Here is a 15,506-nt window from a genome sequence, read left to right as displayed (position 1 = left end):
CATGCCTGAACGCTTGCTGGCCGCGCCCGGAATCCGTATCAGCCTCGCCGAGCTGATCGAGATGCGCCATCGCGTGCGCGAAGTGCAACTGTTTTCCCGGCCCGGCCAGCGTAGTCCGCTGGTGGGGCTGCACCACTCGAAACTGCGCGGACGCGGTGTCGATTTTGACCAGGTGCGGGTGTATCAGGCCGGCGACGATGTGCGCAACATCGATTGGCGCGTCACGGCACGGACCCAGGAGCCGCATACCAAACTCTTCCATGAGGAGCGTGAACGGCCGATTTTCATTCTGGTCGAACAGAGCCAACGCCTGTTTTTCGGCTCGGGCCTGATATTCAAATCGGTGCTCGCCGCCCAAGCGGCAGCCTTGATTGGCTGGGCAGCCCTGGGCCACAACGACCGCATCGGCGGGCTGGTGTTCGGCGACAACGAACACTATGAAATCAAGCCTCGGCGCAGCAAGCAGAGCTTGCTGCAACTGCTCAACCGCCTGGCGCGGGTCAATCAGTCGCTGCACACCGAAGCCAAACCCCAAGCCGACAGCCTCGGCCTGGCCTTGCGTCGTGCACGTGAAGTACTGCGCCCAGGCAGCCTGGCAATCATTATTTGCGACGAGCGCGCGCTGAGCCCGGCAGTCGAACAGCAGCTGAGCCTGCTGTCACGCCACTGCGACCTGCTCTTGCTGCCCTTGTCCGATCCACTCGACCACGCCCTGCCCGCCGCCGGCTTGCTGCGCTTTGCCCAGCACGGCGCACAACTGGAGCTCGATACGCTCGACCCGACCCTACGCCGCAGCTACCGTCAACAAAGCGAAGCGCGTATCGAGCGCTGGGAACTGCTGGCACAAAAGCTGCGGGTGGTGCTGATGCCGTTGAGTACGCAAAGCGAAATGATCGAGCAACTGCGCGAGTACCTGAACGCGCAACGTCCGGGGAAAGGCCCGTGAACCCGTTGGAGCAATTACAACCGCTGATCACCCCGCCACCAGTGAGCTGGTGGCCGTTGGCGCCTGGGTGGTGGGCGTTGCTGGTGTTGCTGCCGCTGCTGGGCTGGGGGGCATGGCGCCTGCGTCACTGGCGCCCTGGCAAGCAACCAGTCGTACGCGCCGAACTGCCGCTGGACCCGATCCGCGTCGAGGCCCTGGCCGAACTGGCGCGCCTGCCCAAGCCCTATAACGGCGAACCGGCCGGGGCCTGGCTGCAGAGCATCAATGCCCTGCTCAAACGCCTGTGCCGCAATCACTACCCCGGCAGTCACAGTCACACCCTGAACGGCCGGCAGTGGCTGGCGTTTCTCGACAACCGCTGTCCGGCCGCCGGACTGACGCGTTGGATGGTGCTGGTCGAAGGCGCCTACAAGCCTGAGTGCAAGCTTGATGACAAGGCTATCGCCGGGCTCAATCAGGCCGTCGAAACCTGGATACGCAAACATGTTTGAACTGGCCTGGCCGTGGGTGTTTGTGCTGTTGCCGCTGCCTTGGCTGGCTCGCTTGCTGCTGCCGGCGGCCGACAGCGGCGAGCCGGTGCTGAAAGTCAGCTTTCTCAATGAACTGGAAGGCCTGGCCGGGCGGCGTGCCCGCCTGAATCTGCCGACCTGGCGCCAGCAGGCGCCCTTCGTACTGATCTGGCTGTTGCTACTGTTCGCTGCGGCCCGTCCGCAGTGGCTGGGCGAGCCGGTGCCGGTGTCGGCCAGTGGCCGCGACCTGCTGGTGGCAGTGGATGTCTCGGGCTCCATGGATTTTCCCGACATGCACTGGCAAGACGAAGAAGTCAGTCGCCTGGCCTTGGTCAAAGCGCTGCTGGGCGACTTTCTCGAAGCACGCCAGGGCGACCGCGTCGGCCTGATCCTGTTCGGCAGCCAGGCCTACCTGCAAGCACCACTGACTTTCGACCGGCACACCGTCCGTACTTTCCTCGACGAAGCGCAGGTCGGTATTGCCGGCAAAAACACCGCCATTGGCGACGCCATTGGCCTGGCGCTCAAACGCCTGCGCCAACGCCCGGCGCAAAGTCGGGTGCTGGTGCTGGTGACCGACGGAGCCAACAATGGTGGGCAGATCCACCCTCTCACCGCAGCGCGCCTGGCAGCGCAGGAAAACGTGCGGATCTATACCATCGGTATCGGTGCCGACCCGGAAGCTACCGGTACCACGGGTTTGCTCGGGATCAACCCCAGCCTCGACCTGGACGAAGCCTCGCTCAAGGAAATCGCCGAGTTGACCGGTGGCAGCTATTTCCGTGCTCGTGATGGCGAGGAGCTGCAGGCCATCGACGAGGCGCTGGACCGTCTCGAACCGGTTGCCCAGCAACCCACCCAAACCCGTACGGCCCATGCTTTGTACAGCTGGCCGCTGGCCTTGGCATTGCTCTTGAGTGTATTGCTGGTGCTGCACGAACAATGGCCAGACAACCCCCTGCAACGCCTGCTGCGCCGACCGAATTTTCTGGTGCCGCATCCGCAATGGCGCGAGCGCCTCAAGCGCCTGCGCCTGAGGAGACGCCGATGATTGAGCTTTGGCCGCAATGGTTGCGCCCGGCGTGGCTGCTAGTCTTGCCGCTGCTCGCCTGGTTGCTGTTCAAACTCTGGCACCGGCAGAAACGCGCGGGGCGCTGGCAAATGATTCTGCCCCCGGCTTTTCATGCTGTGCTGCTTGGTGGTGGCAATGGCCGGAACAGCAAATTGCCGTGGATTGCCCTGGGCCTGGCCTGGCTGATCAGCACGCTGGCGCTGGTTGGCCCCAGCTGGCAGCGCCTGGAAGAAACCCATCAGCGCCCCGCCGACCCACTGGTGATCCTCCTTGAGCTGACTCCGCAGATGCTCGCCGAAGACGTCACACCCAACCGCCTGGAAAGCGCACGCCGGAAAATTTTCGACCTGCTAGAGCACCGCCGCGACAGCCAGACTGCGATCATCGTCTACGCCGGCAGTGCCCATACCCTGGTGCCGCTGTCGAACGACATGACGACCAGCCGCAACCTGCTTGAGGCCCTCGACCCGTCGATCATGCCGCAGCCCGGCCAACGCGCCGACCTCGCCGTTCGCAAAGGCCTGGCATTGCTGGCCCAGGCCGACCTGGGTCAGGGCCGCTTGCTGCTGATTGGTTCATCGTTGAGCCCCGAAGAACGCCAAGGCATCAAGCAAGCACTGGGGCGCCAAGGCCCGAGCCTGCTGATGCTGGGGGTCGGTTCTGCCGAGGGTGTGCCGGTCAAACAAGCCAACGGCGAGTTCCTCAAGGATGACCAGGGCGGCATCTTGATGCCACGCCTGGACAGCGCCAGCCTCAAGGCCTTTATCGCCAGCACCGGTGGACGCTACCGCAACGCCCGCATCGATGATCTTGATCTGCGCGGGCTGCGCCTGTTCGATAACCCGAAAAGCTTGCGCGATGACGGCCAGACGCTGCAACTGGACAGCTGGGCCGACCAGGGCCACTGGCTGTTATTGCCTTTGCTGCTGTTGGCCGCCTGCGCCGGCCGGCGGGGCTGGCTGTTCTGCCTGCCGCTGTTGCTGATGGTGCCGCAACCGAGCTACGCCTTCGACTTCAACGACCTGTGGTTGCGGCCCGACCAGCAAGGCCAGCGCTTGCTTGAACAACAGCGTCCTAAGGACGCTGCCGCCCACTTTGAAGACCGTCAATGGAAAGGTCTGGCCCTCTACGAAGCCGGTGACTACGATGGCGCCGCACGCCTGTTCGCCCAAGGCAACAGCGCGGCCGACCATTACAATCGTGGTAACGCCCTGGCCCGCAGTGGGGAACTTGAAGCAGCGCTCGATGCCTATGAGCAGGCACTGGAGCGCCAACCGGAATTACAACCTGCGCTGAGCAACAAAGCCTTGGTCGAACAGGCCCTGCAACAGCGTCAGGCCGAGCAGCCCGAGCAACCGCCGGAGGACAACCCTCAGAGCGATGCCAACACTCAGTCCGACACCAGCAGCAGTGCTCAGCACAACCAGGATCCGGCCAGCGAACAAAACACGCAGCAGCCCAGCGACCCGAATAAAGATGACAGCGACAGCAACGAGCAGGCACAACAGCTGGCCAGCAACGGTGATGACGAAGAAACCACCCGGCCACCCCAGCGCCCGCTCGACAGCACCCTGGACGCCGAACAGCGCCAGGCGCTGGAGCAATGGCTACGGCAGATCCCGGACAACCCGGCCGAGCTGTTGCGGCGTAAATTCTGGTATGAACAGCAACAACATCAGGAACCCCGTTGATGAGTCGCCTTTGCGTCTTGGTACTTGGCCTATTTCTCAGCGTGCAGGTGCAAGCTGCAGCGCTGCTCGCCAGCGTCGACCGCACCCGTCTGAATGCCGGCGAAACCCTTGAGCTGACACTGCAGACCCAGGACGTGACCCAGTTCGGCAAACCGGACCTGAGCCCGCTGCAAACCCATTTCGAAGTACGCGACACCCGTCAGGTCAACAGCTTGAACAGCCTCGGCGAGCAGAACGTGGCCGGCACCCGCTGGATCATCACCCTGCTGCCCCGTCAAAGCGGCACAGTAGAAATTCCGGCCTTGCAAGTGGGTGAGTTGCGCAGCGAGCCCATCAGCCTGCAAGTGTTGGCCGAACAGGCCAGCAATGAAAACCACGGCCCGGTGTTCATTGATGCCAGCCTCGATCAACCCGAGGTTTATGTTCAGGCCCAGGCAGTGCTGACCCTGAGCATCTACCACTCGGTGCCGCTGTACGATGACAGCAGCTTGAGCCCACTGCAGATCAGCAATGCCAAGGTCGAGCCACTGGGCGAGTCGCGCACCTTCGAAAAAGATATCGACGGCGTTCGCCACGGTGTGATCGAGATGCGCTACGCGATCTACCCGCAACAAAGCGGCGATCTCACCGTCCCGGCCCTGGTGTTCAGCGCCACCGCAGCCCAGAATGATGTCGAGCAGGAACTCAATGCCCCCAGAGCCGGCAAGCAGGTACAGGTCACCTCTACCCCGCTGGTGCTGACGGTCAACCCAATCCCTGCGGATTACCCGGCCAGCGCCCCCTGGCTACCCACCAGTAACCTGAGCCTGGAAGAGCGCTGGAGCCCGGACCCGGCCCAGCAGCAAATCCAGATCGGCGACTCGCTGACCCGTACCGTCACGGTGCAGGCCGAAGGCCTGTCCAGCGCCCAACTGCCACCGTTGCCCGCCACCGAAGTCACCGGCCTGCGCCGCTACCCGGACCAACCGCAGCTGCGCAATCAGGTCAACGACCGTGGTTTGCTCGGCATCCGCGAAGAACGTGAAGCATTGGTGCCAACCCACAGCGGCACACTGGAGCTGCCGGCGCAGGAGGTGTACTGGTGGAACACCCGCGAAGATCATCTCGAACATAGCAGCCTGCCGGCCCGCAGCCTGCAGATTCAGGACAACCCGGCGCTGAGCGCCGACAAGCCCGCGAACATCGACCCGGTGACGGTCACTACCCGGCCACTATGGCCCTGGCAACTGAGCACCGCGTTGCTGGCACTGACCACCCTGCTCGGCTTCGCCCTGTGGTGGCGTGCCCGCTCGCAGCCGGCGGTGCTGCGCGCCGCGCAGACCGGGCCAAGCCCACGGACCTTGCTCGATGATCTCAAACGCGCCTGCCAGGCCAACGACCCGCAAGCAACCCGCCAGGCCCTCGATGCCTGGGCCCGCCAACAACCGGAAACCCTGGCCGAAATGGCTGCCCGCTTCGTGCCGCTGTCCGATGCTCTGGACGGCCTCAACGGTGCCCTCTACAGCGAAAGCGGGCAGTATTGGCAAGGTGACGAACTGTGGCGTGCCATTGGCACTATTCCGGCGGCAGAACAGGTTCAGCCGACCGCCAGCGAAAACGGCAGCCTGCCGCCGTTGTACCCCAAATAACCCCCAGGCGTGACGCCCGATGCGTTGCGCCAGCAATCTGCGGAACCCTTCATGCGTCTGTTTCACACCTCTGATTGGCACCTGGGACAAACCCTGCATGGCCAGGAACGCGACTTCGAACACGCCTGCTTTCTCGACTGGCTGCTTGGCCAGCTCAAGCTGCGTCAACCTGATGCACTGCTGATCGCTGGCGACATCTTCGACACGGTCAATCCACCGGTCAAAGCCCAAGAGCGCCTTTACGACTTCATCGTTCAGGCCCATGAGCAACAACCGAAACTGAACATCGTGATGATTGCCGGTAACCACGACTCCGGCTCACGTATCGAACTACCGGCGCCTTTGATGCGCCGCCTGCGCACCCACGCCCTGGGCCGGGTGCAGTGGCTGGACGACGGCGAACTGGACAGCGACCGCCTGCTGATTCCGCTGACCAACGCCCGTGGCAAGGTCGCCGCCTGGTGCCTGGCCCTGCCGTTCCTGCGGCCCGCCGAAGTCACCGGCGCACACTTGGGCGATGACTACCTGAGCGGCATTCGCCAGGTGCACGAGCGCCTGATCGCGTCTGCGCTTGAACGGCGTAAGCCAGGCCAGGCGCTGATCGCCATCAGCCATGCGCACATGGCCGGTGGATCGGTGTCGGAAGACTCCGAACGCAGCCTGATCATCGGTAACGCTGAAGCCCTGCCCGCCAGCCTGTTCAGCAAGGACATCAGCTACGTGGCCCTGGGCCACCTGCACAAGCCGCAACGGGTCAACCGCGAGGCGCGCATCCGCTACAGCGGCTCGCCCATCCCGCTGTCATTTTCCGAGATCGGCTATCAGCATCAGATCCTCGAAGTCGAGCTTGATGGCAGTACGCTGAGCGGCGTCGAATCACGCCTGATTCCTCGCGCTGTGCACCTGCAACGCCTCGGCCCGGCACCGCTGGCCGAGATTCTTGAGCAACTGGCCGAGTTGCCGGTCGTCGACCTGCTCGACGACCCACAGCGTCAACCCTGGCTGGAAGTGCGAGTACGTCTGGACGAACCGCAACCCGACCTGCGCCAGCAATTGGAAACCGCCCTGCAAGGCAAAGCTGTGCGCCTGGTGCGGATTGCCGCCGAATACGCGGGTAACCGCGACGGCGACGCGCTCGATGACGCCACGCTGATGGAGCTTGGCCAAATGACGCCCGAAGAGTTGTTCAGCCGCGCCTGGAGCCAAGCCTACGGCAACGCTGTGGATGAACAGACCCTGGCCGACTTCGCCCTGTTGCTTCAGGACGTTCAACAGCAAGAGGAACAGCCATGAAAATTCTCGCCATCCGCCTGAAGAACCTGGCGTCCCTGGCGGGCCCGTTCGACATCGACTTTACCGCCGAGCCGCTGGCCAGCGCGGGCCTGTTCGCCATCACCGGCCCGACCGGCGCTGGCAAGAGCACCCTGCTTGATGCTCTGTGCCTGGCCCTGTTCGGGGCGGTTCCACGGCTGAGCAATATCGGCCGTGAAACCAAACTGCCAGAAATCGACAGCGACATCCTCACCAGCGATCCACGCACCTTGCTGCGTCGCGGCACCGGCAGCGGCTTTGCCGAAGTCGATTTCGTCGGCATCGATGGTCGTCGCTACCGCGCGCGCTGGGAGGCCAACCGCGCCCGTGACAAAGCCAACGGTAAGCTGCAAGGCAGCCGCCAGAGCCTGCACGACCTGGACAGCGACCAACTGCTGAGCAACCAGAGCAAAGGCGAATACAAGCAACTGATCGAAGCACGCCTGGGTTTGAACTTCGAGCAGTTCACCCGCGCCGTGATGCTGGCCCAAAGCGAGTTCAGCGCCTTCCTCAAGGCCGACGACAAAGACCGCAGCGAGTTGCTGGAAAAACTCACCAACACGGCGATCTACAGCCAACTGGGGCGGCGTGCCTACAGCAAGAGCAAAGAAGCCGAAGAGGCGCATAAAGCGCTGCAAGATCAGGCCGCCGGGGTGATGCCGATGGCCCCTGAGGAACGTGCCGACCTCGACCAGCGTTACAGCCAGGCCCTGGAGCGGCTCAAGGGTGAACAAGCCCAACTGCGCCAGCTGGAACTGCAACAGGCTTGGCTGACCGAGCTTTTGCAGTTGCAGGGCCAGGTGCAGCGCAGCAACGAACAATTGCTCAGCGCCCAACAGCTCAGCGACAGCTTGCAGGGCGAACGCCTGAACCTGGCGCGCCTGGAGCAACTGGCGCCGCAACGCCACCAGTTCGCCCGCCAACAGGCGCTGAACAGCCAACGCTCGCCATTGGCCGACAGTATCAACACGCTGGTCCAGCAGCACAGCGAGCTGCAAGCGCGACAGCTGCAAGCGCAAGAAGAACAGCAAAACGCTCAACAGGCCTTGAGTCAGGCCTTGAGTCGCCAGAGTGAAAGCGCGCCGCTGCTACGCCAGGCGTTTGCCGAGCAAAACACGCTGGCCCGCTTGTCGCAGGAGCTGAACAACTGCTTGGCGCTGAAACAACAGGCCGAGCAGGCCTGCAGCGATGGACAACAGCAGGTGCTGCAACTGACTGCGCAACAGCAGCGGACGCAAGAGCAGATTGCGCAGATCAGCGCACAGCTGTTGCAGAGTGAGTCCCTCGCGGGTCTGAGCGAGGCCTGGAATGCTTATCGCGATCGCCTGCAACAACTGGTGCAGTTGGGCAACCGACTGAATCAGGGGCGTGCCGAGTTGCCCGGGTTGCAAGAGCGGGTCTCGCAGAAAGCCGCTGAACTTGAACAGCAGCAAGCTGCCATCGCCCTGCTCTATCAGGAAGCCCAGGCCGAGCCCGAGACCATGGCCGAACAAATCGGCCTGCTGGGCGAGCTGTTGCATCAAAATCGTCAGCAACAACGCCAGGTAGAAGACTTCAGCCGCCTGTGGAGTCAACATCAGGAACTGGAACAGCGGCTGGCAGCCCTGCAACAACGCCAACAGGCAGCCCTTAAGCAGCGCGAACATCTGATCAGCGAAGGCATGAGCGGCAAGAGCCAGCTGACTGCCGCCGAGCAAGCGCTGACCGTCACCCGGCAGTTGCTGGAACGCCAGCGTCTGGCCCGCAGCCAGACCGTAGAAACACTACGCGCCCAGCTTGAAGACGATCAGCCTTGCCCAGTGTGTGGCAGTCAAGAGCACCCTTACCATCAGCCAGAAGCCCTGCTGCAGCAATTGGGTCAACATGATCAGGATGAAGAGCGCAACGCCCAGCAAGTAGTTGATGCGCTGAAGCTGCAACTGGATGAGCTGCGCACGCAGTTGGGTGGCGTCAACGCCCAGATCAAGGAATACCTGACCCAGCAAGAACAGCTGGGTGAACAACTGCAAAACCTGGCAACCGGACTGCAGGCACACCCACTGTACCCTGCCCTCTGCGAACAGCAGGCCAGCCAGCAAGCTAACTGGCTGCAATTGCAGTTGCGCCGACTGAGCGATGACATCAGCCGCGATGAGCAGCGCCAAGCCGCCCTGCTGAGCGTGCAAAAAGACGCCGCCCGCCTGCAGCAGCAGGTGCAGGCCGCCACCAACGCCAGTCAGCAGGCCAACCAACATCTACAGCAACAGCAGCAGGCTATCGCCGCAGATGAGGAGCGCCTGGAGCAAGACCTCGCCCGCTTCGCCACACTGCTGCCTGCTGAAACACTCGAAGAACTGCGCCGTGAACCGGCCGCTACCTTCCTGCGCCTCGATCAACAACTGTCCGAGCGCCTGGACCTGCAGCAACGGTTCAAGGATGAGCAACACGAGCACAGCGAACGCCAGCAGACGCTGGAAAAAGTTCAGCTCCAGCAACAAGTGCGGGAGCACAAGCTACAAGAACTCACGGCGCAATTTGCCGCGCTTGAGCTGCAACAGCAACAGAGCCAAGCCAGCCTTAGCGAAGTGCTTGGTGAGCAGCCTGGCGCAGAGCAGTGGCAGCAACACCTGGAGCAATCGGTAGCGCACGCGCGCCAGCAGGACGCCGAAACGGGTCAGCAATTGCAGGATGTCCAGGCTCGTCTGATTGAGCTGGCGGCTGAACTCAAAGCCAAAGGCGAGCGGTTGAGTGCACTCGAGCAAGAACTCACGGAGGCCAGCCGTCACATCGAGCAATGGCGCCAGCAGCATCCTGAACTGGATGACAGTGGCCTGGAACAATTGCTGGCCCTGGACGATAACGACGTCAATCAGCTGCGCCAGCGCTTGCTCGACAGCGAAAAAGCGCTGGAGCAAGCGCAGGTGCTACTCAAGGAACGTCAGGAGCGTCTGGAGCAACATCAAGCCTTGGGCACGCTGGAGCTGACGGCTGAAGCACTGGAGCACGCCGTGAAAGAAGTGCAGGCACAGTTGCTGGCCAGCGAACAGACGTGCGCCGAGCTTCGCGCACAACAAGCTGATGATCAGCGCCGCCAACAGGCCAATCAGGCCCTGGCCGAACAGATTGCACACGCGTACGCGCAGTGGCAGCGCTGGGCGCGGCTCAGTGCCTTGATCGGCTCGGCCACCGGCGACACCTTCCGCAAGATCGCCCAGGGTTACAACCTCGATTTGCTGGTGCATCACGCCAACGCCCAACTACGGCAACTGGCGCGTCGCTACCGCCTCAAACGTGGAGGCAGCTTGCTCGGCCTGTTGGTGCTGGATACCGAAATGGGCGACGAACTGCGCTCGGTGCATTCGTTGTCGGGGGGTGAGACCTTCCTGGTGTCGCTGGCCCTGGCCTTGGGCCTGGCGTCGATGGCATCGAGCACCTTGCGCATCGAATCGCTGTTCATTGACGAGGGCTTCGGCAGCCTCGATCCGCAGTCGCTGCAACTGGCCATGGATGCCCTCGACGGCTTGCAAGCCCAAGGACGCAAGGTTGCAGTGATTTCCCATGTACAGGAAATGCACGAACGCATCCCGGTGCAGATTCAGGTACGGCGTCAGGGCAATGGTTTGAGTTCAATCGAGGTCAATGGATGATTCTGTTCTCGTTCCGTCGTTGCCCGTGGGCCATGCGCGCGCGCCTGGCCCTGCGTTACAGCGAATGCCCGGTGGAAATCCGCGAAGTCAGCCTCAAAGCCAAACCCGCGGAGCTGCTTGCGCTGTCGCCCAAAGGCACGGTACCGGTACTGGACACTGGCGCACAGGTGCTCGATGAAAGCCTGGATATCATGCGTTGGGCCCTGGCCCAGCATGACCCACAAGACTGGTTGCTACGCGCCGACCCGCAGGCGGCGCAGGCAGCCGATGCATTGATCCTGTGCAATGACCGCGACTTCAAGGTTCAGGTCAACCTGTACAAATACGCCGAGCGCTATCCTGAGCAGTCACGCGAGCACTATCGTCAGCAGGCTGAACCCTGGCTGGCCGACCTTGAAACCCGGCTGACACAGCACACCTATCTGTTCGCCGAACACCCGAGCCTGGCCGATGCCGCCTTGCTGCCGCTGATGCGCCAGTTTGCCGGTGTTGAGCCCGACTGGTTCGCCAATGCCCCCTACCCGCACCTGCGAACCTGGTTGCAGGGTTGGCTGGACTCGGCGCTGTTCAAGGCAATTATGGCGAAGTAATTGCCTGTGGGAGCGGGCTTGCCCCGCGATGCGATGTGCCAGGTAGCCCTGGATCGCGGGGCAAGCCCGCTCCTACACGAAAACCTATAACGCCAAAATCGGCGACGAATAAAGAAACAGCAATACCGCCACGATGCGCCAGATCATGCTTCTTTCCCTGCGTGAGAAGAGTCAAAAATTTAGCGTCAAATTCAAGCACATGGCGATAGGCTATTACCAGAATCTTTACATCCTACTCAACGAACTTCAGATCCGACGGAGCATCCTGTGGCAGCTTCTGCACCGTGTCACCGAGCATGCCACTGCGCGGATCGCGGCGAATCACCACAATTTCGTTGCTCTTTTGGTTGGCCACCAGCAGAAACTTGCCAGACGGATCGATAGTGAATTCACGTGGATGATCTCCCTCGACGCTACGGCGCTGTACCTGCATCAACTTGCCGCTGTCGTCATCCACGGCGAAGACCAGCAGTTCGTTGGCGCTGCCCCGGTTGCTGACATACAGAAAACGCCCATCCGCCGACAGGTGCAAGGCGCCGGCCGCCTTGGCTGAGGCGTCGTTCTGCTCGGTCAGCGGCAAACGTTGCAGTTCCACCAGCTTGCCGTCTTCATGGGCGAAGACCACCACCTGCGCGCTCATCTCCAGGGTCAGGTAGGCCTGCTTGCCGTCGCTGCTGAACAGCAGATGGCGCGGCCCGCTGCCCGGTGGCAGGTCAACGAATGCTGGCGTAGCCGGGCTCAGAGGATGCTTGGGGCTGGCACCGTCGTAGCGGTAGATGAACACCTTGTCGGCACCCAGATCACTGGCAAATACGTAGTGCCCATCCGCTGACGACACCACCGAATGCACATGCGGCCCAGCCTGACGCTGAGGGTTTGCGCCACTGGCTTTGTGCTGGTCCTGCTGCACCGAAGTGCCCAGTTTGCCGTCTTTGGCCACTGGCAACACACTCAGACTGCCTCCGGGGGTCGGCTGCACACCGTAGTTGGCCACGAACAGGTAGCGCTGGTCATGGCTGAGGCTGGCATGGGTGGGTTCATCGCCCGCACTGCTGACCTGATTGAGCGGCTTGAGGCTGCCGTCTTTGCTGCTGATGGAAAAACTGCTGGCCTGGCCTTTACCGGCTCCATTCTCGTTGACCGCAAACAGCAGGCGGTTATCCACCGACAGGGTCAGCCAGGAGGGGTTTTCACTCTTGAGCACTTGCAACGGCTTGGGGTCGATCTGGCCATTGTCGCTGTTGAACGCGTAACGATAGAGCCCTTCGCTGGTACCGTCGGTGTAACTGCCCACCAGCAATTGTGCGCCGTGGGCGGTGGCAAACACACTCATGGCACTAGCGATCAGCAGCGTCTTCAGTTGGCGTTTCATCGTCATCCTCATCCGGGGCGCGAAAGGCACTCATACAGACTAGTCGATGCTCGCTCGTCTCGGTTGCGATGAGCCACTCCTCACCTTCCTGGCGGGCGGCGGCAATTTGCTCGGGAGAAAAAGACCACTTCTTCAGTGCCCGGCCGTCCATGCTTTCTATGCGCAGGCCCGTGCCGTCGAAGGTGAAGTCAAAAGCGTGCAGGCCGTCGACCAGAAGCATGTCGCAGGACTGCAGAACGTCAGAGAGGGTTGTCATGGGGGCGGGTATCGTCAGCTAAAGAACTGCATGATACCTGAAAGCATCGCGGGGCAAGCCCGCTCCCACCGAGACTGTGGGAGCGGGCTTGCCCCGCGATAAGGCACTATCAGTGAGCGAAAATCGAATTGCTCGCCTTGCCGGCCATTTTTTCCGGTTTGATCAGGAAACGTGCCAGTGCTGGCAGCAGCCACAACGCACCGAACATGTTCCACAACAGCATGAAGGTCAGCATCAGGCCCATATCCGCCTGGAACTTGATCGCCGAGAAGATCCAGGTGCACACACCAATGGCCAGGCACAGGCCGGTGAACAGCACCGCTTTACCCGTAGACTTCAGCGTCTGGTAATAGGCTTCCTGCAACGGCAGCCCGGCACGCAGGAAACTTTCCAGTCGGCTGTAGATGTAGATGCCGTAGTCCACGCCAATGCCCACACCCAACGCTACCACCGGCAAGGTCGCTACCTTGACACCGATCCCCATGAACGCCATCAGTGCGTTACCCAGTACGGAGGTCAGTACCAGCGGCAACACGATACACAGGGTCGCGGCAAAGGAGCGGAAGGTGATCATGCACATCACCGCCACACAGATGTACACCAGAATCAGGATGGTCAGCTCGGCCGACTTGATGACCTCGTTGGTGGCTGCCTCGATACCGGCGTTACCAGCTGCCAGGAGGAACTCCAGGCCGTCCTTGTTATGGGTGTCGGCAAATTCCTGCACTGCCTTGACCGCACGGTCCAGGGTCTCGGCCTTGTGGTCGTTGAGGTAAATCAGCACCGGTGCCAGCGAACAATCGGAGTTGTACAGGCCGTCGGCACGGGCAATGGAGCTGTTGAGCACGTCAGGGTTACGCGACAGGCTTTCCCATTTCAGGTTGCCTTCGTTCATGCCCTTGATCATCTGCTTGGACACTGTGACCAACGAGATCGCCGACTGCACCCCCGGGGTGTTCTCCATCTTCCACATCAGCTCATCGATCGGCGCCATGGTCGAGTGGATCGAGCAACCCTCGGTCGGGGTCTTGACCATCACCACCAGCACATCGGAACTGGTCGAATAGTTGTCGATGATGAAGCTGTTGTCTTTGTTGTAGCGCGAGTCCGGACGCAGCTCTGGCGCGCCTTGATCGAGGTCACCGATCTTCAGGTTCTGGCTGTACCAGAGGCCGCCAGCGAAGGCCATCAGGGCCAGCACGATAGACACCGGTGCGACTTTGGCGCTGGCAAAATTCGACAGCAAACGCCAGAACGGATGCTCACGGGTGGCGTCTTTTTTACTGCGCGCGATGGCCTTCTTGCTGATGCCGACATAAGAAATCGCCACCGGCAGCAGGATCAGGTTGGTGAAGACGATCACCGCCACACCGATCGAAGCGCCGATCGCCAGCTCGCGGATCACACCGATGTCGATGATCAGCAGGGTGATAAAGCCCACGGCGTCGGCAAGAATTGCAATCATCCCCGGCAGGAACAATTGCCGGAACGTGCGCCGAGCCGCCGTCAGTGCGTTATCTGCCTCCCCCGATTGCAGGGCGATACCGTTGATCTTCTGCACGCCGTGGGAAATACCGATGGCGAAAATCAGGAAGGGCACCAGCATCGAGTACGGGTCAAGCCCGAAGCCCACTGCGTGCATCAACCCCAGCTGCCAGACCACCGCCACCAGGGTGGTGATCAGCACGGCAATGGTGCTGCGCAGGCACCAGGTGAACCAGTACAACAGGACCCAAGTAATCACCAGGGCAATGCCGAAGAACATCGCCACCATCACCAGCCCATCAATCAGGTCACCGACCTTCTTGGCAAAGCCAACAATGTGGATTTTGACGTTCGGGTTCTGCGCCTGGAACTTGTCGCGGATCTTCTCTTCCAGCTGATGGGAGAACTGCTGATAGTCGAGTTTAACCAGCTTGCTCTGGTCTTTAGGGTCCGGGTAGGACTCCAGCAGCGGCACGTCAATAATGCTCGACTTGAAGTTGTTGCCCACCAGGCGCCCTACCTGCCCGGACTTGAGCACGTTGTTGCGCAGCAGTTCGAGGCTGTCGGCTGAACCGTCATAGGTGTTGGGGATAACCTCTCCGCCGGCAAAACCGTCTTCGGTCACCTCGGTCCAGCGAACGCTGGGGCTCCACAGCGACTTCAGGCCGGAACGATCGACGCCGGGAATGTAGAAGACTTCGTCGTGAATCTGACGCAAGGTCTCCATGTAATCCTTGCTGAAGATATCGCCATCGGTGGCTTCCACCGAAATACGCACAGTGTTGCCGAGGTTGGCCAGGTCGTTGCGGTGCTCAAGCATCTTCTCGATGAAAGGGTGCTCAAGCGGAATCATCTTCTCGAAGCTGGTCGAAGGCCGGATCTGCGTGGCTTGCCAGAACAGGAACACACTGACCAACAGGCAGATGAAAATCACCGCCGGGCGGTTGTTGAAGATCAGCCGTTCCAGCAGCGTCGCCTTATCCTGATGGTGCACCTGATTCATATTGAACTGCTCCTGAT

General features: G+C 61.6%; 11 protein-coding genes. 8 read left to right on the top strand and 3 right to left on the bottom strand.

The genetic code is table 11. The features are described from left to right. The first annotated feature begins 1 nt into the window (after window position 1). From E1573_RS04540 to E1573_RS04505, 8 genes are read left to right on the top strand one after another with little or no spacing between them, the layout of a single operon-like run. Entirely contained in the window at window positions 2–946 is a 945-nt protein-coding gene (locus E1573_RS04540) for a DUF58 domain-containing protein (protein ID WP_133211041.1), read from the top strand. After that, entirely contained in the window at window positions 943–1,437 is a 495-nt protein-coding gene (locus tag E1573_RS04535) for a DUF4381 domain-containing protein (protein ID WP_133211039.1), read from the top strand. Before E1573_RS04540 ends, E1573_RS04535 begins: the two co-directional genes overlap by 4 nt. Beyond that, window positions 1,430–2,506 (top strand): VWA domain-containing protein, encoded by a 1,077-nt coding sequence (locus E1573_RS04530; protein WP_133211037.1) that lies wholly within the window; start codon window positions 1,430–1,432, stop codon window positions 2,504–2,506. Before E1573_RS04535 ends, E1573_RS04530 begins: the two co-directional genes overlap by 8 nt. Then, window positions 2,503–4,218, top strand: coding sequence for a tetratricopeptide repeat protein (locus E1573_RS04525; protein WP_133211035.1), 1,716 nt, complete (start codon window positions 2,503–2,505; stop codon window positions 4,216–4,218). The genes E1573_RS04530 and E1573_RS04525 overlap by 4 nt, the downstream gene beginning before the upstream one ends. Beyond that, window positions 4,218–5,846 (top strand): BatD family protein, encoded by a 1,629-nt coding sequence (locus tag E1573_RS04520; protein WP_133211033.1) that lies wholly within the window; start codon window positions 4,218–4,220, stop codon window positions 5,844–5,846. The genes E1573_RS04525 and E1573_RS04520 overlap by 1 nt, the downstream gene beginning before the upstream one ends. Before the next feature lie 51 nt (window positions 5,847–5,897). Next, window positions 5,898–7,139, top strand: a complete 1,242-nt coding sequence (locus tag E1573_RS04515; protein WP_133211031.1) for an exonuclease SbcCD subunit D C-terminal domain-containing protein — start codon at window positions 5,898–5,900, stop codon at window positions 7,137–7,139. Then, the gene (locus tag E1573_RS04510; RefSeq protein ID WP_133211029.1) at window positions 7,136–10,783 is read left to right on the top strand and encodes an AAA family ATPase; all 3,648 of its coding nucleotides are present in this window, start codon (window positions 7,136–7,138) and stop codon (window positions 10,781–10,783) included. Before E1573_RS04515 ends, E1573_RS04510 begins: the two co-directional genes overlap by 4 nt. After that, window positions 10,780–11,373, top strand: a complete 594-nt coding sequence (locus E1573_RS04505; RefSeq protein ID WP_133211027.1) for a glutathione S-transferase — start codon at window positions 10,780–10,782, stop codon at window positions 11,371–11,373. The genes E1573_RS04510 and E1573_RS04505 overlap by 4 nt, the downstream gene beginning before the upstream one ends. Before the next feature lie 232 nt (window positions 11,374–11,605). Here E1573_RS04505 and E1573_RS04500 read toward each other — a convergent pair whose 3' ends face one another. The 3 genes from E1573_RS04500 to E1573_RS04490 form a co-directional block, all read right to left on the bottom strand. After that, the gene (locus E1573_RS04500; RefSeq protein WP_371925125.1) at window positions 11,606–12,757 is read right to left on the bottom strand and encodes a lactonase family protein; all 1,152 of its coding nucleotides are present in this window, start codon (window positions 12,755–12,757) and stop codon (window positions 11,606–11,608) included. Further along, window positions 12,711–13,001 (bottom strand): DUF5629 family protein, encoded by a 291-nt coding sequence (locus E1573_RS04495; protein ID WP_133211025.1) that lies wholly within the window; start codon window positions 12,999–13,001, stop codon window positions 12,711–12,713. The genes E1573_RS04500 and E1573_RS04495 overlap by 47 nt, the downstream gene beginning before the upstream one ends. A gap of 109 nt (window positions 13,002–13,110) precedes the next feature. Then, entirely contained in the window at window positions 13,111–15,489 is a 2,379-nt protein-coding gene (locus E1573_RS04490) for an RND family transporter (protein WP_371925128.1), read from the bottom strand. Between the last annotated feature and the right edge of the window lie 17 nt (window positions 15,490–15,506).

Source organism: Pseudomonas sp. H9 (assembly GCF_004353925.1).
GTDB lineage: Bacteria > Pseudomonadota > Gammaproteobacteria > Pseudomonadales > Pseudomonadaceae > Aquipseudomonas.
Note: the sequence above shows the minus strand (reverse complement) of the source record. Positions and strands in the feature narration are given on the sequence as shown.